Below are 20,314 nucleotides of genomic sequence, written 5' to 3'. Positions count from 1 at the left end.
GGCCGCCGCATGGGCCACGCCGGGGCCATCGTAGGCGGTGCCGACGATACGGCCGCTGCTAAAATGGCCATCATGCGCGAGTGCGGCATCCACGTGGTGGACTCGCCCGCCGAGATTGGCGATACCATGCTGCGCGTGCTGGGCGGCAAACAGGTCCCTACCACTTTCAGTATTAGCTCCTTGAAAAAGCTCTGGCCATTGCGGCCGGAGCTTTTTTATTTACCTTCATCTATCCTTCACCTTCTTTTCCAGCAGCAGTATGCGCCAAATTTTTACCTGTTTTTTCCAGCTACTGGCGCTATTGCTCACCAGTTTGGTGGCTAGCGGCCAAGCTACTCTGACGGCATCCCCCGGCACCTTGGCGGGCTTTACTACGGGGGTAGGTACGCCCTCGGCCCAGCAAAGCGTGTTGGTGAATGGAACCAGCCTGACTGGCAATGTGACAGCTACTGCGCCTGCCGGCTTTGAAGTGTCGTGGACCTCCGGCTTTAATTTCGCCGCCAGCCAAATTCTGACCCAATCGAATGGCAGCGTCGCCAACATTCCGCTGTATGTGCGCATGACCGGGGCCGCGCTGGGCACAGCAAGCGGAATGGTTACCATTGCAAGCACCGGGGCCACTACCCAGAATGTGGCCGTATCCGGCACGGTGACAGCGGCCCCCACCCCCAATCCGGCCAGTATGCTTACAAGCATTTCCCCCACCTCCGTCCCCGGTGGCACGCAAGTACTCATCACCTTTTTTGGCAGCGGATTTGTGCCGGGAGCTTCCGTTAGTTTTCAGGCCGGCTCCAGCAACATCACCGCCAACTACGTTTCCTCTACGCAGCTCACGGCGCTGGTTACGCTGCCCAGCGTGGCAGCTCCGGTGGTTTCGTATTTCTATGCTGGCAACCCACCACCGGGCGGCGGTGGCGGTGGCGGCATGAAGTTTTTTACCATTAACCCCAGCCCTCCGGTTATCACGAGCTTTTCGCCTACCAGCGGTGCCCCGGGTACGCTTGTCACCATCATGGGCCGGAACCTGGACGTACCGGGTGGCACAGGCAGCGTAATTGCCTTTAATGGCACACCCGTAACCATCGTGCCGCAGACGCCAAGCATGGGCGCGTATTATGTGCAGGTACCAGCCGGGGCTACCTCCGGCTTCATCACGCTTACGAATGGCAACGGTGGGGCCGTGAGCCCTACGCAATTTGTAGTGCCGCCCGCCCGGCCGCCGTTCTTCGAGGACTTTGAAACCGGCACCAAGACGGCCTATACGCCGGCCTCGGTGCAGCTCCAGAGCGGTGGCTGGACAATGAGCGAAGCCCTGATTGGCACCTCCGCCGGAATCGATAAGTTTAACGGCCTCAAATCGGCGCGGCTGCGCGGGGCCGGGCTCCTTGAAATGGACACCGACAAACCCAACGGCGCGGGCGTGGTGACGGTGAGCGCTGCCACCTACGCCACGGAAACCGGCGCTTCGTTCGTGCCTGAAATCTCGACCGATGGCGGCGTGACCTACACCAGCCTGCTGGGCAGCAATCCGGCGCCAACGCTTACCAGCACCCTCACGCCGTACTCCTTTATCGTCAACCGCGCCGGCAATGTGCGCCTGCGTTTCAGCAGCACCAACACGGCAGCCGCCACCAACCCGCGCATCAATCTGGACGACGTTGGCATCACCGATTACCGCGTGGGAACCGCTACGCAGACCGCGCAGGCGTTGCCCGAACTGACCATTTTCCCCAATCCGGCCCACGACCAAATCACGGTTCGGGGCGTTGAAATGGGGCTAGCGAAGACGAGTTTATACGACCTGACTGGCCGGCTGCTGCTGCCTGCGACCGTGCTGCCGGCGAGTGGGATGCTGTCGATTCCGTCACGCTTGCCAGCAGGGCTCTACTTGCTCCAGTGCGAAACGCCGACTGGCGCACGTACCCTGCGGCTACTCATTCAATAAGTGTCACGCTGGGTGCGCGAGCGGTACTCAGTTCGTAGGCTCGGTCGCCAAGATTGGCACTAATGTGCTGCGCATGCTGGGCGGCATGTCCGTCCTGGCAACTGGCAACAAAAAGGCCCCGATACATCGCCGGGGCCTTTTTGTTGCCAATTGCCTGGACGTTGCTTAGCCTAATCGTCGGCGCGGTGCCGGAACAGTTGGGGCCGCAGCACCACGCCGGCACTAATGAGCATGGACACGGGCGACAGGTTGCGCTGGCTTTCACTGCCGGCATCGACGTGCGTGGGAATGGAAAACCCGAGGGTGCCCTGAAATTGCAGCGGCCCACGGCCCGCCCGCAGAAATAAGGTAGGCTCGATAAAGAAATTGGTGGGCGAGGCAATGGCTTCGTAGTTGCGCTGGAGCTGGCTGTAGTGCACAAATGTGCCGCGGGCCGAAGCCCCGTAGCTCACCACTTCGCCCAGGTGGGCGGCGTAGAGCTGGCCGTAGTAGCGCTGATACGTGGCCTCGAAGTAGGTAGTGGGCCGCTTGCCGAAGATGGGGATGATGAGGTCGTCGGCGTGCGGGTCGTACACGTTGGCCTTGGCGAGCCCGAAACCGCCGATGGCCCCCAAATAGCCCTTCTGCTCAGCGCCCACCAGCCGATAGGTGCCCACGCCTACCCCGGCCTGCTTGTGCACACTGGTGTATTTCCAGGTGCTGCCGTTGACGGTTTCACTGCCGTTGCTCACCATGAGGGCCGTTTCGCCGGTGACCACGACGTGCGCGGCCGGCGACCACGCACCGCCCACTTCCAGACTGGAAAGCCCCCGGACGGCGGCGGTTACTTCAACGTCACCGGCTTTGGTGACCAACGGCGTGCTGGGCACAGTGGGCACATACACGGCGCAGCTGGTGAGAAAGGCTGCCCCAACGACGGGCAGCAGGGCAAAAGAGTAGCGGAGCTTCATGGACTTTAGCGAAAATGGAAACGTGGACTTATGCCTCAAAGGAAGCAGCAGCCAGTCACCTTCGGCAAGTCAATTATTTCGCTAAACAGACTTTTCAAACATTAAACATTTAACCATATCAGCTTATAATCACCTGTATTTCAAATGAATAATTATCCCGAAAAGGACTTTACAAATAGTCTTTTCAGCCTCAAAAAGTGCCCGTGCTAATCATCCAGCGTGGTGTTCTTATCCAGGTTGATGACAATCCCGACCTGAAACACCGAATTCGCGGCTTTCAGATACTTGTTGCTGCGGAAGCCAAAAATCTGGCCGCTGATGAGCTGCAACTGCACCGGGCCGAATAGTTGGGTGCGGGTGAAGGTAATGGGCTCGAAGAAGACGTTGCTTTCGCCGGGGGCGGCCAGGCCGTCGATTTTGAAGTTGTTGAGCTGCATGTAGCTCAGGCGCATGGCCGCGCCGTAGGTGAGCGGGAAGTCGTGGTTGAAGAGGTGCAGGCTTTTTTGCTTCTTCTTGGCGTAGTTCACCTGGGCGAAGACCTTGGACAGGCTGCCGTCGAGGGTGCGGGTGGTGATTTGGGCTTCGTTGCGCTCGATGCGCTCGGTGCTGCCGCCGCCGCCGCCCACGTACACTTCCAGCACGCGCTTGTCGGGCAGGCGGGTGAAGTAGCCGAGGCTGGCTTCGCCGAAGTCAATGTTTTCCGTTTTATCGGATTTTTTGCGGTGCAGGGAGGAGAAGGTGCCGGCCACCGCGAGGTGGTTGGTGAGGCCGTAGGCCCCTTGCAGGGCATAATTGGTGTGCTGGTTGGTGCTCACGGTGCCGTAGAACTCGCCCTGGTGCGTGAGCATGGGCGCGTGCGGCGGTGGCGGAAAATACAGCGAGGCGCAGCCCGTGAGGCCCGATGAAACCAATAAGAAAGTCAGACGCAACAAATGCTTCATACAGCGGGGCGAGGCGGGGCAAAGAATGGGGCAGGCAACGCCCGACGCGGCAATTTCGTGTTTCTGTCCGACATTCTGCTGCATTTGCCGGGCCGGGCTCAGTCACTGAGGTAAGCCGGGCCGTATGTAGGGGCAATCAATCCCTTCACCAAGCGCGCTATGCCTGCCGATTCATTTGATGCCATTATTATTGGGGCCGGTCAGGCCGGTACGCCGCTTTCTTATGCGCTAGCCGCTGCTGGCCGCCGCGTGGCCTTCATTGAAAGCGACTTTCTGGGCGGCTCCTGCATCAACTACGGCTGTGCGCCCACCAAGGCGCTGCTGGCCTCGGCCCAGCGGGCGCACCATGTGCGCACGGCCGGCGAACTGGGCATCGAAGCGCCGGAGCCGGTGGTAAACTTTGGAGCCGTAATTGAGCGAATGCACACCCTACGCCAGAACTCGCGCGACAGCCTGCACCGCAAGATTACGGAGGACCGCGACGGCATCACGCTCGTTCGGGGGCGGGCGCAGTTCACGGCCCCGCACTCGCTGCAAGTGGTGCTGGTGGGCGGGGGCGAGCAGCAGCTCACGGCCCCGCTCATCTTCATTAATACCGGCACCTCGGCCGCCGTGCCCGACATTGAGGGGCTGGCCGACAGCGGTTACCTCACCAGCGACTCGCTGCTGCTGAACCTCAAGGAACAGCCGGCGCACCTGCTTATTTTGGGCGGCAGCTACATTGGGGTGGAATTCAGCCAGATGTTTCGGCGGCTGGGCAGCCGCGTGACGGTCATCGACAGCAAGCCCCGCCTGATGTCCCGCGAAGACCCCGACGTGAGCCACCCGCTGGAAGAATGCCTCACCGAAGCCGGCGTGGAACTGGTGCTAAGCGCCGAAACCCGCCGCGTATCCCGCGCTGCCGACGGCACCATCACCCTCACCGTGACCACCAAGGACGGCGAGCGCCGCCTGCGCGGCAGCCACCTGCTGGTGGCCGTGGGACGCGTGCCGAACACGAAAGACCTCGGCCTGGAGCACACCGGCATCACCCTCGACAAAAAAGGCTACATCGAAGTAAACGAGCACCTGCAAACCGGCACGCGCGGCGTGTACGCGCTGGGCGACGTGAAGGGCGGCCCGCAATTCACCCACGTCAGCTACGATGATTACCGCATTGTGCGCGATGCGCTGCTGCACGGCAGCAAGCGCACCACCGCGCACCGGCCCCTCCCCTACGTGGTGTTCACGGAGCCGCAACTGGGCCGCATCGGCCTCTCGAAGAACCAGGCCAAGGAACAAGGTATTGCCTACCGGGTGAGCCGGCTGCCGGCCCGTACCATTGGGCGGGCGGTGCAGACGGGCGAAACCGAAGGGTTCGTGGAGGTAATGGTGGGCGAGGATGACCGGCTGCTGGGCGCGGCCGTGTTCTGCGAGCAGGGCGGCGAAATCATGAGCATGTTCCAGCTGGCGATGGCGGGCAACTTGCGCTACCAGGACTTGCAGGACATGATTCTGGCCCACCCTACTTGGGCCGAGGTGCTAAATAATGCCTTCCAGCGGCTAAAGCCGGGGGAATAATGCGGCCGCCGAAGCGGCATTAAGTAGCTGGCTGGTTCAGCGTATTGGCCGGCTTGTCCAGGAAGGCACGCACCGACTGGGAATCATTCAGCACCTTGAGCACCACGAGGTGCAACAGGGCTACCAGGCTGTAGCCGACGTAGGGCGCGGGGGCGTATTTTTCGCCGGTTTTCCAGACCCAGGCCATTATCAGGAGGGCGAATAGGAATTGGCAGCCACTCAGCAACAGCGTGAGCGTGCGGGCCGGCCGCCACCGCGCAAAGAGCAGGATAATGAGCACCACGTTCAGCGTTTGGCTGTGGCCGACATGGCCGGTTTCGCTCACGAAGAGTAGCTTGTGATGAGCGGGCAGCCAAGCGGTGAGCAGCAGGCAGCCCGAGGCAAGAGCCAGTAGCCAGAAACCTTTGTCGCGGAGGCGCATGAGGGCAAAAAATGCGGTGGAAGAAATGACAGCAGTACGCAAAGAAAGGCCGGCGGTTTAGCAGAAGCAAGCCCTAATCACAACCCCATAAATCACCTGCTCGACGGCGGTAGAAGCCTCTACAAAACCGCCGACAAGGGCAACGCCAAGAATACACGCTGCGCAAAATCCACCAGCAAGTGCGCCGCGAGCAGGGCGGCAGCGACTCCGAAGCGAAAGGCCCGAAAGCGGCTTAGGTTTCGGGGCGTTATTTGGACATGGAAAAGGGCACCCGCGCATGGCGTAGGTGCCCTTTTTAAATATGTGCTCTACAAGCACACATTATTTACCTTCTATCATGCCTTTCAGCCAATCCAGATTGGATTATGTTCTTAATCATAAAATAATAGTTAGACTTATTGATGGGGTTGGTAATGCCAGGATTTTCCCTGAGCAAGGCCCACGTATTAAATCCAATAACAATATATACTATAACATAAAGCAATTTCTTTAATGCCTCCCAAACTGGATGCTCAATAAAAGGTCTGTCAAAATAGTGCTTGGCCTTTTGCTGTATTTCTTTTATATATTGTTCGGATATTTGATTAAATTTAGCCTTGTCTTGAGAATAGGTATCGAATAATTGTTTAAATATCTCACTATCTCGTTTACCTTCTACTGTATAAACTTCAGCTTTTTCCAATTGGTTTTTATCTAGATAGTAATAGAAGTCATCCACGTATCTGTCTTTGTATGTTACGTAAACATATAAAGTAAATAGTTTCACAGCTAACATAATAGCTAGCGTTGCCAATGCACAAAGAGCTATTGTTATGCTAGCGAATTCAAGGACGCTAACATTAGGATTATCGAACCCTTTAACACCTTTAATGGCCCCATTTATTATTAGCTCACTATTTGGATTGCCTTCAAAGATAGTTTGACAAGTAAAACCGTCTCCTTCGTCAAGAATAGCGAAATTTATTAAAACCTTTTTTTGGCTTTTATCTAGAGCAAGATTTACTCTAGTAATGTCCAACCTAGATACTTTATTTATTTTGATATCAATAAACTTAGCCGATGTATCACTGAGAGATATGTAAAGTGGTTTTAACACATCTATAGAATCTATTGCCTCTCCACCTCTATTCCATAAATGAAATGTAACAGCAGATAAGTCATTTTTTATTGCTCTAGAATTTGGGCCTATAACCTGAATAGGTGCACTTGCAATGGTACTCGCATCAATTATCCTTGTCTTTAAAGGCTCCGCGGTAAATACAGGTATACGGTCTTTAATTGATATCAAGTAGAATACATAAGAAATTACTATTGATAGTATAAGCGGCAAATAAAACGATTTGAAATCTTCTTTAATTTTGTCTAGCATAACACTCGTCATTTTTAGCAAAAAAAAGGAGGCTATTTATATAGCCTCCTTTTTTTTGCTAAAATTTTATTACATATTCTTGATAATCTCCTGGCCGAATTCGCTCGTTTTGAGGAGGGTGGCGCCTTCCATCTGGCGTTCGAAGTCGTAGGTCACGCGCTTGCTGGCGATGGCGGCTTCGAGGCCTTTGTTGATGAGGGCAGCGGCTTCTTTCCAGCCCATGTATTCGAGCATCATCACGCCGGAGAGGATAACCGAGCCGGGGTTCACCTTGTCCTGGTTGGCGTATTTGGGGGCCGTGCCGTGGGTGGCTTCGAAGATGGCGTGGCCGGTCACGTAGTTGATGTTGGCACCCGGCGCGATGCCGATGCCGCCCACGATGGCCGCCAGCGCATCGGAGATGTAGTCGCCGTTCAGGTTCAGGGTGGCGACCACCGAGTACTCCGAGGGGCGCAGCAGAATCTGCTGTAGGAAGGCATCGGCGATGCTGTCCTTCACGATGAGCTTGCCCTGTTCCACGGCCTGCTTTTGCAGCGCATCGGCCACGGCCACGCCCTGCTTGGCCACGATTTTATCGTACTGCGCCCAGGTGAACACCTTGGCACCAAATTCCTTTTCGGCCAGCTCGTAGCCCCAGGTTTTGAATGCGCCTTCGGTGAATTTCATGATGTTGCCCTTGTGCACGATGGTCACCGACGGCTTCTTGTTGTCGAGGGCGTACTTGATGGCCGCGCGCACGAGGCGCTCGGTGCCCTCCTTGCTCACAGGCTTGATGCCGAACGAGGACGACTCGGGGAAGCGGATTTTCTTCACGCCCATCTCGTCCTGCAGGAATTCGAGCATTTTCTGGGCTTGGGGCGTGCCGTTCATGTACTCGATGCCGGCGTAGATGTCCTCCGTGTTTTCGCGGAAGATGACCATGTCGGTCAGCTCCGGGTGCTTCACGGGCGAGGGTACGCCGTCGTAGTAGCGCACGGGGCGCACGCAGGCGTAGAGGTCCAGTTCTTGGCGCAGGGCCACGTTGAGCGAGCGGATGCCGCCGCCCACGGGCGTGGTCAGCGGGCCTTTGATGCCCACGAGGTATTCGCGGAAGGCATCGAGGGTTTCGGTGGGCAGCCAGTTGGTGGTGGCTTTGTAGGCTTTCTCACCGGCCAGCACTTCTTTCCACACCAGCTGCTTTTTGCCGCCGTAGGCTTTTTCCACTGCGGCGTCGAACACCAGCTTGGAGGCGCGCCAAATGTCCGGCCCCGTCCCGTCGCCCTCGATGAAGGGAATGGTGGGTTTGTCCGGAACGGTCAGCTTGCCGTTTTTAATGGTGATTTTTTGCTCTGCCATGTGGGGTGTTCGTTTATGTAAATCTGTCATCCTGAGCGCAGCGAAGACCTTATCGCGTCAGGGTCGTGGGGAATAATTCAACTGAGCGCAGGCGGGATAAGGTGCTTCGCTGCGCTCAGCATGACAATCGTCGGGTTGGTTTAGTACCCGAAAATCTCCTTCAGCGTGAGCTGCTGCACCTGGCCGTACTTGGCCAGCTCCTTGAAGTTCAGCCGGTCTTTCGAGCCGATAACCAGAATAACCTGGTTCTGGCCGTGCACTTTGGCCAGTTGAAACTTCTTCAATTCATCAAAAGTCATTTTCTGAGTGCTGGCGTACACGTCGCGGCGGATGTCGTAATCGAGGCCGAGGCGCTTGGCGCGCTCGTAGCTCATCAGGATGTTGCCTTTGGTGATGCGCTCGGTGCTGATGCTGTTGCGGATGGCGTTTTTGGCGATTTCCAGGTTGGCTTCGGCCACGGGCATGTCGGTGAGGAGGGCTTCCATGCCGGCCATGGCCTCGGGCAGCTTGTCGCTCTGCGTGCCGATGTAGCTCAGGTTGTAGTTGGAGCGGCCCACCTTGTCGGCGTTGTTGTAGCCGGAGTAGGCCGAGTAAGCCAGCGCCTTGCTCTCGCGCAAATCCTGGAACACAATGCTGCCCATGCCGCCGCCAAAATACTCGTTGTAGAGCGCCACTGTGGGGGCAAGTTCCTTGCTGTACAGGTCGCCTTTGGTCAGGAACAGGATTTCGGCCTGCACCATGTTGTAATCCACCCAATAGACCTTTTTATCCTTCAACGGCTGCTCGGCGAAGTCTTTGGCCGCCGGGGCGGGCGTGAGCTTGGCGGGCGTGCGGTGCAGACTCCTAATTACTTCTATTATACCATTAGTCGTTGGAAAATGCGCATGAACTGTGGGAGTTTCACGCGGCCCATAGTACAGAACACGGTGCTGGTACGTCGGCAGCTTCTGAATCATCGCCGTGAGCTGCGCCGGTTTCAGAGCCTTTAGCTCTTTCTCACTGAGAACATTCGTGAAAGGATTTTTCGGGCCATACTTCACGTAGTTCACCATCGCCTGATTCAGAATCACGCGCTTTTCGAGCTTGGCATCCTGACGCTGCTTGAGCACGCCGGCCACCATGTCTTTCAGGGCCACGGCGTCGGGCTTGGGTGCATTCAGCAATTGCTCAAACAGCTTCAGCGCGGGCTCCAGATTGGCGTCAAGGCCGTTCAGGGTCACAAAAATGCGGTCGGGGCCGCTGCTCACGTTGAAAGAGCAGCCCAGCTTGTAGAATTCCTGCTGCAGCTGCGCGGCGGTGTACTGGCCGGTGCCGAGGTATTGCAGGTAATCGGAAGCGAGGCTCCAGCGCGGGTCGTTGTTCTTGCCCAGGTCGAAGACGTAGGACAGGTTGAACAGGCCGTTTTCGTCGTTGTGGGTGTAGTACAACGGCAAGCCGGGCTTGATTTCCGTTTCTTGAATGTCCTTCTTGTAGTCCACGAATACCGGCTGCAGCTCCGTGCTCGGCATGGCCGTGAGCTGCTTGTAGTAGGCCGAAGCCACGTCGCGGTTGGCCGGCACGGGCGTGATGGCGGGCTTCACCACCTTCACCTTGTTGGGGTCGACGCCGGTGCGCTTGAACACGGTCACGACGTTCGGACCGTAGTTGTCGTTGGCAAATTTTACGATTTCGGCCTTCGTGATTTTCCCGAAATCATCCTGCTGCTGCAGGTAGTCTTTCCAGTCGATGCGCTCAATAAACGCCTCGTACATGGCACTGGCGCGGGCCTCGTTGCTTTCGTAGCTCTTGGTGCGCGTCAGCTTCTCGTTGTTGATGATGGCCGGAATCAGCCAGTCGGGGAAGTTGCCTTTTTTGACTTTGTCGAGTTCGCCCAGCAGCAGGCTTTTCACGTCTTCCAGCTTCTGCCCCTGGCGCGGCGTGCCGTAGATGACGTGCGTGGAGTAGTCGTCGTTCATGTCGGTGAACGAGGCGGCTTCCAGTACCTTCTGTTGCTGGTTCAGGTCGAGGTCGATGAGGCCAGCCTGGCCGTTGGTCAGGATTTTATCGAGCATGCGCAGGCGCACGGCATCTTTCGAGGCCTTGCCCGGCAGGCGGTAGCCCAGCATCACGTTCTCCGACTGCGGGCCGAGGATTTCCTTGGTAATTGGGGCCGTAATCGGCTGCTCCACCGGTGCGTTAAAAGCCGGCACCGGCTTGCTCGGCATCGCGCCAAAATACTTGTCGATAACGCGAATGGTCTGGTCGAAATCCAAGTCGCCGCTCAGGCAGAGTGCCACGTTGTTGGGCACGTAGTACTGGCCGAAATACTTCTTAATCTCCGTGATGGACGGGTTTTGCAGGTGCTCAATCGTGCCGATGGTCGTCTGCGTGCCGTAGGGGTGCGTGGGGTAGAGCGAGGCATTCAGCGCCTCAAACTCTTTGTTGAAGTCGGAATCGAGCCCGCGATTTTTCTCCTCGTACACGGCCTCCAGTTCGGTGTGGAAGAGGCGCGGCACCATCTCGCGCAGCCGCTCGGCCTGGATAGCGGCCCACTTCTCGAGCTGGTTGCTGGGAATGTCTTCCTGATAAACCGTTTCCTCGTTCGAGGTGTGCGCATTAGAGCCTTTCGCGCCGATGGCGCCCATCACCTTGTCGTACTCATTCGGCACGGCGTACTTGGCGGCTACGCCCGAAATCGAGTCAATCTGGTGGTAGGTGCGCTTGCGAGCGGCAGCGTCGTTGCGCTGGCCGCGGTACACTTCGTACAGCGCCTCTATTTTGTCGAGCTCTACTTTTTCTTTGGCCCAATCCTGTGTGCCCAATTGCGAGGTGCCCTTGAACACCATGTGCTCGAGATAATGCGCCAGGCCGGTGGCGGTGGCAGGGTCGTTTTTGGAACCCGCGCGCACAGCCAAGTACGTCTGAATGCGCGGCGCGTCCTTGTAATCCGACAGGTAGACGGTCAGCCCGTTATCCAGCTTATAAATGCGAACGCCCAGCGGGTCGCCGGGCACCGATTCGTAGCGGTATTCTTTGGGCGCTACTGCTGCCGAAACGGGCGCAGCCGCAGCTGTTGCCGAGGCTGCAACAGCCGGCTTGCTAGATTGGCATTGCGTGGTGAGGCCCAGTACCGCCAGGGCAGGAAACAGCAGCAAAAAATTCTTTTTCACGAAGGGCGCAGGCGGGTAGCTGGGGGATTCAAAAAACAAAGGTAGCTGGCTGATAGGGGAATAAAAAACAAAATTTCGTCTTATCTTGCAAGGTTGTGCCGCTCCCAAACTGGCTGTTTAGCCTAAGGTAAATTCTTTCCCAATCGTTTGCAGGATTGTAGCGCGGACTTTGTAGTCCGCGTCCACGCATAGTCAAAACCGTTCGGGTAACGTTTGGGGACGAGGACTACAAAGTCCACGCTACCTTAATAGTCGGCTTCCAAGCCCAGACGTTGCTTGGCATCGCGCAGGGCGGGAAAACGCTCGGCCAGATACTCGAACTTGTCCGAGGTGGTGTAGAGGCGTTTGGCCGTGGGGGCAGCCTCCGTCAGTACGGGCTGCACGTTGAGGCGGGGGTGGCCGGTGCGGCGGCGCAGGTCGGCCAGGAATTCCACCCGCATGTCGTTGAACTGGTCAATCTGAATGGGGTTATCCACGGCCAGCTCGATGCTGTGCTCGGCGTTGGCCGTCACGGGCCGGTTCAGCACCCAATACTCGCTCATGCGGTCCTGGGCGCGGCGCTCCTCGGCGATTTCCTTCCACACGCGCTGCAGTAGCGCAGGGTCGATGGGCGCAACCGGGCCGCTAGCAAGTTGCGGCTCGGCCAAAGCGGCGGCGTCCTGAGCCGATTTACTGGCGGCAGCGGCAGTGCGGCTGCTCAGGTCTTTCAGGCTCGGGATTTTGCTGGCCAAGCTGGGGATTTTGGCGAAAGCCGCGGCCGGCGATGGACGCGGCGCGGGTTCAATCCCCTCGAAGCTGGGCACGCCGATTTCGACGTGCGGCAGCGTATCGCGCATCTGGTGGCGCTCGGTGATGGCAGCATCCGGGTCAGCCTCGATGCTTGGGGTATCGTGCAATTCCTCCACGCCGTTTTCCACGGGCAGCGGGTCGGGGCCGTCGGCGGGAGCCGGGCCAGTGGTTACGGGCGCGCCGGCCGGCATAGGCAGCGGCGCGGGCGCGGCGGCCGGACGCGGCGCGGCTACGTAAGGCGCGGCCGGCGACTCGGTGGCGTAAGTAGCAGGCGCAGCGTGAGAAACTGCCGGAGCCGGAGCGACTGCTGCCTGCTGAGCGTGACCGTTGCTACTAGAGGCGACTGCCGGCGCGGCAGCGTCTTCCCCATCGTTTAGGCCACTAGTTTTTTTTTTAGCCTCGCCGTTGGTGGCAGGGCTTAGCTCACGGACAAACTGAACGGCCCCATTCAGATAAGCCAGTTTCATCAGCGCTAATTCGACGTGGAGGCGCTGGTTTTTGGCCTGCTTAAACTCGCGGTCGCACTGGCTGATGAGGTTGAGGGCCGAGAGCAGGAAGGCAAGCGGTGCGGCCTGAGCCTGCTGCACGTACTTCTGCTTGATGCCGTCGGACACTTCCAGCAGTTGCACGGTCACGGCATCCTTGCACACGAGCAGGCCACGCAGGTGCTCGGCAGTGCCCACCACGAAATTGTGGAGGTCGAAGCCGTTCTGCATCACTTCATCGAGCAGCAATAGCGCGACCGAAAGGTTTTCGGTCAGCAGGCTATCTACTAAGCGGAAGTAATAGTCGTAGTCGAGGATGTGCAGGTTTTGCACCACCTCTTTGTAGGTGAGGTTGTTGCCACCAAAGGTGACCATCTGGTCGAACATCGACAGGGCGTCGCGCAGGCCACCGTCGGCCTTCTGGGCCAGCAGGTGCAAGGCGTCGTCTTCGGCCGTGATGCCTTCCTGGGTGGCCACGTAGCGCAGGTGCCCGCGCATGTCTTCCACCTTGATGCGACTGAAATCGAAAATCTGGCAGCGCGACAGGATGGTGGGGATAATCTTGTGGCGCTCGGTGGTGGCGAGGATGAAAATGGCGTAGCTCGGCGGCTCCTCCAATGTCTTCAGGAAGGCATTAAAGGCCGCATTCGAGAGCATGTGCACCTCGTCAATAATATAAATCTTGTACTTGCCAGCCTGCGGGGCGTAGCGCACCTGCTCCACTAGCGAGCGGATGTCTTCGACCGAGTTATTTGAGGCCGCATCCAACTCGTGCACGTTGAAGGAGGCATTTTCCTGGAAGGCCACGCACGACGCGCAGGTACCGCAAGCCTCGGTTTCGGGGCTGAGGTTGGTGCAGTTGATGGTTTTGGCCAGAATGCGGGCGCAGGTGGTTTTGCCTACCCCGCGGGGGCCGCAAAACAGGAATGCCTGGGCCAGGTGCTGGCTCTGAATAGCATTCTGCAGCGTGGTGGTGACGTGCTGCTGCCCCACCACGCTGCGAAACGTGGAAGGACGGTACTTGCGGGCCGAAACGACGAAATTATCCATAAGTTCTGTCTACAAAGTTACCCAGAAATGGGCGGCTTTGGAAGCGGGCGGAAGGGAGGTTTGGCTTATCGGCAGGTTATCAAAACGTCATGCTGAGCGCAGTCGAAGCATCTGCACCGCGTAACTAATTCACTGCTTGTAACGAAGCAGTAGAGATGCTTCGACTGCGCTCAGCATGACCCTTCATTTTATTGCCGCACCCTTCTTCTGCCCATCTTTCAAACACCCAAACCGCCGGAAACCTTCCCTTCTCCCCCATCGTTTCAACTTCACCGCGTACCTTCGCGGCCCGCTTGGCCCTAACCGGCCGTTCGGGACTCGTTCTTTACCATTTGGGGATGACCGGAATTGACAGCTTGCGCAAATTGCGGGTAAGCGTGCCAGGAGTTGATGGAAGCTCTCCTGTCAAAAAATCTATCAACAATCAACTGGCGACTATTCGTACGCCATGGCTGCCTAGTTCAGAATTAGGTAATTGCCATCGTTCCGCCCGGGTAAGTTTCTACACCTGGGAGTTCGGAGCGTCGTAAGTAGAAAATAGCCTTCGAGGAGCTGTGACTCGGGGGCGAAACCCAACTGCAGCTAGGGGCGGTGCAAAGGCCTGATGTGCGCCTGTACCGCCATGAAAATCCAAGCATAGATACGCACGTAGAAAGCACGTTGATTTCCTTGTCTGGACCAGGGTTCGAATCCCTGCATCTCCACTTTAAACCCCGTTTGCCTGGTGCAAACGGGGTTTTTTGGTTTTCGGCTTGCGCCAAAATCAACCGTTTGCACACTTTATCCTTACTTCTTTTTCCCATCTGTGATGCTGAACTATACCCGCCGGCTGCTGGCGTTTTGCTGCCTGGCCCTGCTTTGGAGCAATGTCCAAGCCCAGACCATCAAGTCGCCCAACGGGCAGCTGACGCTGCAATTCGCGCTGCAGGCCGACGGCGTACCCACCTATCACCTCACCTACAAGGGCCGCGACGTCATTAAAACCAGTAAGCTGGGATTGGACCTGAAAAACGCGCCCGGCCTCAGCAGCGGCTTTGCCGTGGCCGACAGCAAGCAGCGCAGTTTTGATGAAACCTGGACGCCGGTGTGGGGCGAAGTAAAAACCATCCGCAACCACTACAACGAATTGGCCGTGACGCTCGCGCAAGCCGCCACCGGCCGTAGCATCCGGGTGCGGTTCCGGGTGTTTGATGACGGGCTGGGCTTCCGCTACGAGTTTCCGCGCCAGCCCAAGCTTGACTACTTCACCATTAAGGAGGAGCGCACGCAGTTTGCGCTGGCCGGCGACCACAAGGCCTTCTGGCTGCCCGGCGACTACGACACGCAGGAGTATAGCACCGTGACCTCGAAGCTTTCGGAAGTGCGCGGATTGATGAAATCGGCCGTGACGGGCAATGCTTCGCAGACTACTTTCTCGCCTACCGGTCTGCAAACGCCGCTTATGCTCAAGAGCCAGGACGGGCTGTACATCAACATCCACGAGGCGGCACTGATTGATTACTCGTGCATGTCGCTGGAGTTGGACGACAAGAATTTCGTTCTGGAATCGCACCTCACGCCCGACGCGGTGGGTGATAAAGGACTGATTCAAACGCCGGCACTCTCGCCCTGGCGCACGGTGATTGTGAGTGATAAGGCCGGGGACATTCTGGAATCGAAGCTGGTGCTGAATCTGAACGAGCCCACCAAATTCAAGGACACCTCTTGGATTAAGCCGGTGAAGTACGTGGGCGTGTGGTGGGAGATGATTACGGGCAAAAGCACGTGGTCGTACACCAACATGGACAACATCAAGCTCGATTCCGTTGATTACAAGACGGTGAAGCCGAATGGCATGCACGGCGCCAACACGGCCCACGTGAAGGAGTATATCGACTTCGCCTCTAAACACGGTTTCGACGCGGTGCTGGTGGAGGGCTGGAACACCGGCTGGGAAGACTGGTTCGGCAAGCACAAGGACTACGTGTTCGATTTCGTGACGCCCTACCCCGATTTCAACGTGCCGGAATTGCAGCAGTACGCCGCCAGCAAGCACGTGAAGATGATAATGCACCACGAAACCTCGGGCTCGGTGCGCAACTATGAGCGGCACCTGGATTCGGCCTTTACCTTCATGAACAAGTACGGCTACGACGCCGTGAAAACCGGCTACGTGGGCGACATCGTGCCGCTGGGCCACCACCACTACGACCAGTGGCTGATTAACCACTACAACTACGTGCTGGAAACCGCCGCCAAGCACCATATCATGGTGAACGGCCACGAGGCCGTGCGCCCCACCGGCCTGGCCCGCACCTACCCCAATCTCATCGGCAACGAGGCGGCCCGGGGCACCGAGTACGAATCCTTCGGCGGCAACAATGCCGACCACACCACCATCCTGCCCTTCACCCGCCTCATCGGCGGGCCGATGGACTACACGCCCGGCATTTTCCAGACGAAAATCAGCGTCCTCAACCCCAACAACAAGTCCTTCGTGCACAGCACGCTGGTGCGCCAGATGGCCCTGTACGTGACCATGTACTCGCCCTTGCAAATGGCCGCCGACCTGCCCGAAAACTACAACCAGCACCTCGACGCCTTCCAGTTCATCAAGGACGTGGCTGTGGATTGGGACGACACTCACGTGCTCGAAGCCGAGCCCGGCGATTACATCACCATCGCCCGCAAGGCCAAGGGCAAGAGCAGCTGGTTTATCGGCAGCACTTGTGATGAGAATGGCCGCACGTCGAACATTAACCTGAGCTTCCTCGACCCCGGCAAGAAGTACGTGGCCACCATCTACGCCGACGCCAAGGACGCGCACTACGAGAAGAACCCGCAGGCCTACACCATCCGCAAGCTGAACGTGACCCGCAAAACCAAGCTGACGCAATACTGCGCGCCGGGCGGCGGCTACGCCATTAGTGTAATGGAGGCGCGGTAGCGGCCGAGGCTACACAACAAAAACACTCCGGTGGGGCCTGTTCGTCAGGCTCCACCGGAGTGTTTTTGTTGATACCTATCTGGTGGTATCAATAGTAAGTGGAGTATAGCCGGGGGTGCTTGGTGAGCAGCGCCTTGGGGCTGACGCGCAGCCTGCCCTTGCCGGCGATGACAAACTGGGCCTGCGGGTCGCGGAAGAAATACGCGCCGTCTTCTATCACCAATTGCCCGGCGATGGTGACTTTGGTGTTGCGCAGAATTTCCAGTGCGCCGCCTTTCTTAACTATCAGCCGCGAGGTGGGACCAATGTATATCTCAGGCACTTTGCCTGGCGTTTCATTGATAACCAACGCATTGTTGTTGGCTACCAGCACCAGGGCTGAGTCGCGGGAGTGGGCCGGCTGCCGGCCGATATCGAGGCCGCTCTGTACGAGGCAATAGGTGTTGGGAGCCAGCAGTTGCAGGCTGCCGGGCGCGCGCAGAACGGTGGTGCCCACCACGCCGCTGCTGCCCAGCATCAGGGCGCTGCGGTGGGCGCTGGTGCGGTGTGGGCCATCCCGAAACGCGTTGTTGCCGCTGAACACAGCCCCCAGAATCTTGTCGTAGGAACCCTGCGGTGGCTGGGTATAATCGAACAGAAACGTGCAACCGCGCAAGTGGAACAGGCTAGCCGTGTCGGTCGCAGCCGGAACGGCGTGAATAAGGTAGCCGTGCGTGCCGATAAACCGGCAATTGGTGAAGCTCATGCTGCGGGCGTAGGACTCGGAATGCAGCGTGAAAGGCCCATACGCGGGCTTGCCGTGGTAGGGCCGGTCCTCGAAGGTGCAGCCCATGAAGCGTGTGGCGTCGGCGGGGGTAGCGGCTTTGCAGCCGTGCACAAAGGCCCCGTAGAAGCGACAGTCGCGAAACAGCACGCCGGGCTGCGAAATCCACGCCGACCAGTTGGTGATGCCCCAGGCCAAGCTGTTGGAAATCACAATATTTTTGGTGGAAGTCGGGTAATTGCCCTCGGGCCGGTCCGATACAATGCCTTGGCCGGCATTATCCACGAAGCGGCAGTTTTCCAGGTTTACATTGGTTACAAAGCCGTCCTGCGGCTCCAGGTCGACACCCGCAGCAGGACTGGATACCAGCGCCTTACCTATTGATGGCACTATCACTTGGCCGGTGTGGCTAAAGCTACAGTTCACGGCCCGAAAACCGTTGACCCCAGTGAGCGACAAGCCCTGCCGGCCGTTGTAGTTGCAGGTCGAGTTTTCGAGCACAATGCCTTCGCGTTGGGGGTCGTCGAGGCTTTTGGCTAATTGGTTGAGAACCTGAATGCCATCGCGACCAAAGTGGTGCAGCGCCAACTGGCTTAGAACAACGCGGCGCGAGTTGCGCACAAAAATTCCGTCGAAATTCAGCTGAATGCCCGTATCGCCCCAATGGCCGCCCACCACCGTATGCGGGCTGTTGCCGTTGATATTCAGCTTGGCCACCCGCACGTTGTCGCACTCCTGGAGCACCATACAAAGGCCCACCGAGACGGCGTATTTGCCATCGGTGAAGTACGCGTTGGGAGCATCGAAGCGGCGCTTGGTGGCGGGGTCGAAGGAGCCGTAGCGCTGGTTGTCGACATAGCGGATTTCGGTGGTAGCGCTGTCGTCGCCCATCACCGTAAGATTGCGGCAGCCCACCAGATGCAGCACGTTCACGCCTTGGTTTGCAGCGTCCTGCCGGCCCACCAGGTACACGCCTTTGGGAATACGCAACACGGCCGGGGCCGTGGGCGCAGGATTCTCTTTGGCGCGCTTGTTGAAGAATTCGGCGGCGCGCTCAAAAGCCAACTGGTCGTTGGTTTTACCGTCGCCGACGGCACCAAAGTCGGTTTTAAGGTCTTTGCGCAGCACGCTGGGGCCTTGCCCGTAGGCGAGGCCAACAGATAGCAACAGCACCAAGCCAACGAGCAACAGGCGCAGCAGCGGCGCAGCAGACGCGGTATTGACAAGTTTCAATGTATTCCTCATTCTGATATTAACGGTGATACCTCAGGAATAGCACGCGCAGCGGTCATATAACCCGCGCCACATTTGGCGACGCTTACAACACCAAATCTGCAAACAGCCGCGCCAGCGTCGCGCCCGCGTCCAGGCAGCGGCCGGGGTGCACCGCCGACGACTGCACTACCGTGCTGCGCGTGGCCGTGAGCCAGCGAAACCGCTCGGCAATGGGCAGCTGGCCGATGGTGCCACCGGTGGCTTTACCCTGGCAAATGCGCTCGAAAGCCTGCAGGCGGGCGGTGATTTCGGCCAAATCTAGGTCCGGGGCCACGGCCAGCAGGCGGGCTTCGGGCAGCGCAAACCGGGTTTCGAGGAAGCCCAGCGAGCGGCAGTACACGATGACGCCCACGTTCAGGAATTCTTCGCGCTCCACGCGGGGCACCACGCGCAGCACGGCGTACTCAAATAAGTGCATTGCGGGCATCTTGGGCTTCCTGAACAAAGGTTTCTGAGGCGGCCAGACGGGCTTCGAGGAAGACCACGTAGGCGGCGCGCTGGTCGTCGGCAGTGCCGTGGCCGTTGGTCAGCCACGCATCGGGTACCAGGGCCACGATGGCGCGGAGGATTTCGGGCGTGAGGCGGGCGCGGCTTTCCACGTCTACCGTCGCCAACTCGCTGGCCTGGGGCAGCAGGACGTGGGTTTTAATCTGGAGAAATGGGCGGGGACGCGGCGCGGCCCACTCGGGGCCAGCGTGGTGCACGTAGAGGGCCGCGCCGTGGTCGATGAGCCACAGCTCCTTGTGCCACATCAGCATATTAGTGTTGCGGGCGGTACGGTCCACGTTCAGCGTGAGCATGTCCAGCCACACGATTTGGGAAGCGAGGTGCGGTTCCACGGTGGTCACCAGCGCATCGTAGGTGATGGCGCCGGAGAGGTAGTGTAGGGCCAGGTTCTGGCCGGTGCTGGCTTGCAGCAGGTCCTGGATTTCTTCGTCGGGTTCGGTGCGGCCGAAGGATTCGTCGAGCTCGCAGAACACCAGCTCGGGCACGCGCAGACCCAGCACGCGGGCAATTTCGCCCACAATCAGCTCGGCAATCAGCGCCTTCACGCCCTGGCCCGCGCCCCGAAATTTCACCACGTAGAGGAAGTTGTCGTCGGCCTCCATCAGGGCCGGCAGCGAGCCGCCCTCGCGGAGCGGCGTCACGTAGCGCGTGAGCTCTACGGTGCGGAGTTCAAGAATACTGGGGGCCGGCATACAGCAGATAGGGAGGAAATAACCCGGCAAAGGACGGTCAATTCCGGGCTTTGGGCCAGCGGCCAGAACGGTCGGGGTGCGCGGACACCGCTATCCGAAGGCTGATTCTGGTAATACCGCCGGATTCCATAAAAATAGCTTATCAATATTTCACATT

General features: G+C 58.4%; 13 protein-coding genes, 1 other RNA gene and 1 pseudogene. 5 read left to right on the top strand and 10 right to left on the bottom strand.

What is annotated here, in order from left to right:
* Together ACYVM5_RS11435 and ACYVM5_RS11430 are read left to right on the top strand one after the other, a co-directional pair.
* Nucleotides 1-144: pseudogene (locus ACYVM5_RS11435) on the top strand (succinate--CoA ligase subunit alpha); the annotation flags it as partial.
* A 115-nt stretch (nucleotides 145-259) separates the two neighbouring features.
* A complete protein-coding gene (locus ACYVM5_RS11430) occupies nucleotides 260-1,945 on the top strand; it encodes an IPT/TIG domain-containing protein (RefSeq protein ID WP_460618238.1) in 1,686 nt (561 codons plus the stop codon).
* A gap of 170 nt (nucleotides 1,946-2,115) precedes the next feature.
* On the opposite strand, the gene ACYVM5_RS11425 is transcribed toward ACYVM5_RS11430, so the two are convergent.
* Complete coding sequence (locus ACYVM5_RS11425) at nucleotides 2,116-2,895, bottom strand: hypothetical protein (protein ID WP_460618237.1); 780 nt, start codon at nucleotides 2,893-2,895, stop codon at nucleotides 2,116-2,118.
* Between the two features lie 206 nt (nucleotides 2,896-3,101).
* Nucleotides 3,102-3,836, bottom strand: a complete 735-nt coding sequence (locus ACYVM5_RS11420; RefSeq protein WP_460618236.1) for a hypothetical protein — start codon at nucleotides 3,834-3,836, stop codon at nucleotides 3,102-3,104.
* A 159-nt stretch (nucleotides 3,837-3,995) separates the two neighbouring features.
* On the opposite strand from ACYVM5_RS11420, the gene ACYVM5_RS11415 reads away from it, so the two are divergent.
* Nucleotides 3,996-5,396 carry a mercuric reductase gene (locus ACYVM5_RS11415; protein ID WP_460618235.1) on the top strand — a complete coding sequence of 467 codons (1,401 nt, stop codon included), beginning with the start codon at nucleotides 3,996-3,998 and terminating at the stop codon, nucleotides 5,394-5,396.
* Between the two features lie 19 nt (nucleotides 5,397-5,415).
* On the opposite strand, the gene ACYVM5_RS11410 is transcribed toward ACYVM5_RS11415, so the two are convergent.
* The 5 genes from ACYVM5_RS11410 to ACYVM5_RS11390 all read right to left on the bottom strand — a co-directional run bounded on the left by ACYVM5_RS11410 (nucleotide 5,416) and on the right by ACYVM5_RS11390 (nucleotide 13,994).
* The gene (locus tag ACYVM5_RS11410) at nucleotides 5,416-5,817 is read right to left on the bottom strand and encodes a hypothetical protein (protein WP_460618234.1); all 402 of its coding nucleotides are present in this window, start codon (nucleotides 5,815-5,817) and stop codon (nucleotides 5,416-5,418) included.
* Between the two features lie 325 nt (nucleotides 5,818-6,142).
* Nucleotides 6,143-7,186: a hypothetical protein gene (locus ACYVM5_RS11405; RefSeq protein WP_460618233.1), complete on the bottom strand. Its 1,044-nt coding sequence runs from the start codon at nucleotides 7,184-7,186 to the stop codon at nucleotides 6,143-6,145.
* 69 nt (nucleotides 7,187-7,255) lie between these two features.
* Nucleotides 7,256-8,521 carry an isocitrate/isopropylmalate dehydrogenase family protein gene (icd, locus tag ACYVM5_RS11400; protein ID WP_460618232.1) on the bottom strand — a complete coding sequence of 422 codons (1,266 nt, stop codon included), beginning with the start codon at nucleotides 8,519-8,521 and terminating at the stop codon, nucleotides 7,256-7,258.
* A gap of 140 nt (nucleotides 8,522-8,661) precedes the next feature.
* Nucleotides 8,662-11,670 carry a M16 family metallopeptidase gene (locus tag ACYVM5_RS11395; protein WP_460618231.1) on the bottom strand — a complete coding sequence of 1,003 codons (3,009 nt, stop codon included), beginning with the start codon at nucleotides 11,668-11,670 and terminating at the stop codon, nucleotides 8,662-8,664.
* A gap of 245 nt (nucleotides 11,671-11,915) precedes the next feature.
* Complete coding sequence (locus ACYVM5_RS11390) at nucleotides 11,916-13,994, bottom strand: DNA polymerase III subunit gamma/tau (RefSeq protein ID WP_460618230.1); 2,079 nt, start codon at nucleotides 13,992-13,994, stop codon at nucleotides 11,916-11,918.
* Between the two features lie 334 nt (nucleotides 13,995-14,328).
* On the opposite strand from ACYVM5_RS11390, the gene ssrA reads away from it, so the two are divergent.
* Together ssrA and ACYVM5_RS11380 are read left to right on the top strand one after the other, a co-directional pair.
* Nucleotides 14,329-14,701, top strand: a transfer-messenger RNA (tmRNA) gene (ssrA, locus tag ACYVM5_RS11385).
* 101 nt (nucleotides 14,702-14,802) lie between these two features.
* Nucleotides 14,803-16,920 carry a glycoside hydrolase family 97 protein gene (locus ACYVM5_RS11380; protein WP_460618229.1) on the top strand — a complete coding sequence of 706 codons (2,118 nt, stop codon included), beginning with the start codon at nucleotides 14,803-14,805 and terminating at the stop codon, nucleotides 16,918-16,920.
* Between the two features lie 88 nt (nucleotides 16,921-17,008).
* Here the strand turns inward: ACYVM5_RS11380 and ACYVM5_RS11375 are convergent, their stop codons facing one another.
* From ACYVM5_RS11375 to ACYVM5_RS11365, 3 genes are all read right to left on the bottom strand, one after another.
* On the bottom strand, nucleotides 17,009-18,928 hold the full coding sequence (locus tag ACYVM5_RS11375) for a right-handed parallel beta-helix repeat-containing protein (RefSeq protein ID WP_460618228.1): 1,920 nt from the start codon (nucleotides 18,926-18,928) through the stop codon (nucleotides 17,009-17,011).
* A gap of 73 nt (nucleotides 18,929-19,001) precedes the next feature.
* Nucleotides 19,002-19,385 carry a DUF3037 domain-containing protein gene (locus ACYVM5_RS11370; RefSeq protein WP_460618227.1) on the bottom strand — a complete coding sequence of 128 codons (384 nt, stop codon included), beginning with the start codon at nucleotides 19,383-19,385 and terminating at the stop codon, nucleotides 19,002-19,004.
* The gene (locus tag ACYVM5_RS11365) at nucleotides 19,363-20,157 is read right to left on the bottom strand and encodes a HipA family kinase (protein WP_460618226.1); all 795 of its coding nucleotides are present in this window, start codon (nucleotides 20,155-20,157) and stop codon (nucleotides 19,363-19,365) included. Before ACYVM5_RS11365 ends, ACYVM5_RS11370 begins: the two co-directional genes overlap by 23 nt.
* Nucleotides 20,158-20,314: the final 157 nt, after the last annotated feature.

Source organism: Hymenobacter ruber (assembly GCF_054783255.1).
The sequence above is the reverse complement of the archived record's forward strand: the minus strand, read 5'-3'. Positions and strand labels throughout refer to the sequence as shown.

Coding starts and splice junctions, on each gene's coding strand:
- ACYVM5_RS11430 (WP_460618238.1), top strand. CDS start 260: ATGCGCCAAATTTTTACCTGTTTTTTCCAGCTACTGGCGCTATTGCTC.
- ACYVM5_RS11425 (WP_460618237.1), bottom strand. CDS start 2,895: ATGAAGCTCCGCTACTCTTTTGCCCTGCTGCCCGTCGTTGGGGCAGCC.
- ACYVM5_RS11420 (WP_460618236.1), bottom strand. CDS start 3,836: ATGAAGCATTTGTTGCGTCTGACTTTCTTATTGGTTTCATCGGGCCTC.
- ACYVM5_RS11415 (WP_460618235.1), top strand. CDS start 3,996: ATGCCTGCCGATTCATTTGATGCCATTATTATTGGGGCCGGTCAGGCC.
- ACYVM5_RS11410 (WP_460618234.1), bottom strand. CDS start 5,817: ATGCGCCTCCGCGACAAAGGTTTCTGGCTACTGGCTCTTGCCTCGGGC.
- ACYVM5_RS11405 (WP_460618233.1), bottom strand. CDS start 7,186: ATGCTAGACAAAATTAAAGAAGATTTCAAATCGTTTTATTTGCCGCTT.
- icd (WP_460618232.1), bottom strand. CDS start 8,521: ATGGCAGAGCAAAAAATCACCATTAAAAACGGCAAGCTGACCGTTCCG.
- ACYVM5_RS11390 (WP_460618230.1), bottom strand. CDS start 13,994: ATGGATAATTTCGTCGTTTCGGCCCGCAAGTACCGTCCTTCCACGTTT.
- ACYVM5_RS11380 (WP_460618229.1), top strand. CDS start 14,803: ATGCTGAACTATACCCGCCGGCTGCTGGCGTTTTGCTGCCTGGCCCTG.
- ACYVM5_RS11375 (WP_460618228.1), bottom strand. CDS start 18,928: ATGAGGAATACATTGAAACTTGTCAATACCGCGTCTGCTGCGCCGCTG.
- ACYVM5_RS11370 (WP_460618227.1), bottom strand. CDS start 19,385: ATGCCCGCAATGCACTTATTTGAGTACGCCGTGCTGCGCGTGGTGCCC.
- ACYVM5_RS11365 (WP_460618226.1), bottom strand. CDS start 20,157: ATGCCGGCCCCCAGTATTCTTGAACTCCGCACCGTAGAGCTCACGCGC.